This is a genomic window from Aureivirga marina, from assembly GCF_015767265.1.
Classification (GTDB): Bacteria; Bacteroidota; Bacteroidia; order Flavobacteriales; family Flavobacteriaceae; genus Aureivirga; species Aureivirga marina.
This window is the reverse complement of sequence record NZ_JADPIB010000018.1, coordinates 1-1900: the sequence shown is the minus strand read 5'-3', so window position 1 is coordinate 1900 and position 1900 is coordinate 1. Positions and strand designations below refer to the sequence as shown.

Here is a 1900-nt window from a genome sequence, read left to right as displayed (position 1 = left end):
TTGCATATTTCTATATCCAGATCTTAAAATTTTAAATTTAATTTTGGTATAAAAAGCATCATTTTTACACCAGTTTAAAACTTCTCCATCTTTATCCATCAAATAAACTCGATTTTGACCATTTTCTATTCTAACTTTATAAACCCAAAGCTTTTTATGACGTTGGTTTTCTGAAAGTGGAGTAAAATCAAGTCCTGTTTGATCTGCATTTCGTAATGATTCCTCATAAATTAATAATTCATCTCCTGGAGTTAAATATAAAGAGGCATCATTAACTCCAACCAATTCAAATGATTTCTTTGTTGAATAAGAACTATTTGTTCTTAACTCTCCTTCAATTCCAATATTATTTGTTGCCAATCCCATATTATTGTAATTCCAATAAGCAGGATAATTAAAGCTATAAATCGATTCATCAAACTCATTTGTAGTCTCTGTTAAAAGAACACTTCCTGTGTTTGCATCCCATGCAAGATTCTTTGTAGAAACTTCTGCTCCATTCTCTTTTGCAATCACCTCTTTTAAAATACCTGTTGTATGAACTACTTTGGTCATCGTTGTTCCTCTATAAACATTTGTATGAACTCCTGAAGAAGGTAAAGGAACAGGAATTGTTAATACATAAACCACTAAAGGAATGAAAGCTCCATTGGTATTTATCCCTCCTGTATAAGAAACTGCTTCATTCTCTTTAAAATCCGCTACAACATCATAATGCTCTCCAATTACTTCATCTCGAATTATCGATCCATCTGAATCAATAATTGGTAGTTTATTATTTAATTTTCTAGAATCTTGCTCATCAACACTATAAATTTGCTCTGTACCTGAGATAAAAGCTCCAAATTCATTATAAATATCTGAAGACTTTGGCTTCCCATCCATATCATTTGTATGAACAGAAAATCCTTGTGTCATCGATAAATAATTATCTGTCTTTACTCGTAATTTAAAAATCCCTCTTAAAAGATTATCAAATATATTAGTCACTCCTGGATAAGAGTTATTTATAGATTTTAAATGCGTCATATCGGAAGTCGTAGGATAATCTTTCGTAGTGAAAAATTTATTTACAACTTTTCCTGTTCTATGTGATTCTAAAACTTTAAAAGAAGTAGAACTCTCAACATCATCTGTTGTCAAACTACTCACTGTTACAGTGCTATAAGTAATCCCTGCTGATGGATAAAATGACATACCAATTGGCGCATTAGTATAGTTAAATTCTATTGGTGCCAACAGTTTTCCTGCATCTGGATAAATTGGCATAATCAATGGATTTTCCATACTCCCCATCGGTTCAAAAGAAGCAACTCCACTACTCTCTCCTTCTTTTAAATTACCTTTCTCATCCACTAATTCATAATCAAATTTTTGACCGTAAAACTTTTGGAATACATTCGATTGTGAAGATGATTCAAACATCTTATCCCACTGATCTGACAGCTTTAATTGTTTTACTCGTAATCCTCCTCCTAATTTTGAAGTTCCTGGATATTGAAGCCTTATCCATGACTTCTTCGGTCTAAAATTATTTGCAATCCCATTTTTTCGTAATGGTTGATTTGGACCAGCAAACAACTCTCCATATCCATTAAAAGATTGTACCAACTCTTGTGCGATAGAACCAATGCTAGTATCGTTTCCAATTGTAACACCTGCTACAACTTCTGGTAAATATTCTCTACCAAAATACCATCCAGCTTTTGAAATCGGATTCACTTTATCATCTCCATTACTTCCACCACCCATTCGGTGTAAAGACATTGGAAGCATTGCATAATATTTCCCATTTAACTTCTTTACATTGATTTTCTTAGTCTTATCAATATCAAAATATCCTTGTACATAATCATAAAATCCTGCCTTTTTACTCATATTAAGTAAAAACTTAAAGAAA

General features: G+C 32.0%; 1 protein-coding gene. It reads right to left on the bottom strand.

Annotated elements, in window-relative coordinates; all coding sequences use genetic code 11:
• On the bottom strand, window positions 1–1878 hold a 1878-nt coding region (locus tag I1A51_RS17575; RefSeq protein WP_196896238.1), incomplete at its 3' end, for a hypothetical protein.
• Between the last annotated feature and the right edge of the window lie 22 nt (window positions 1879–1900).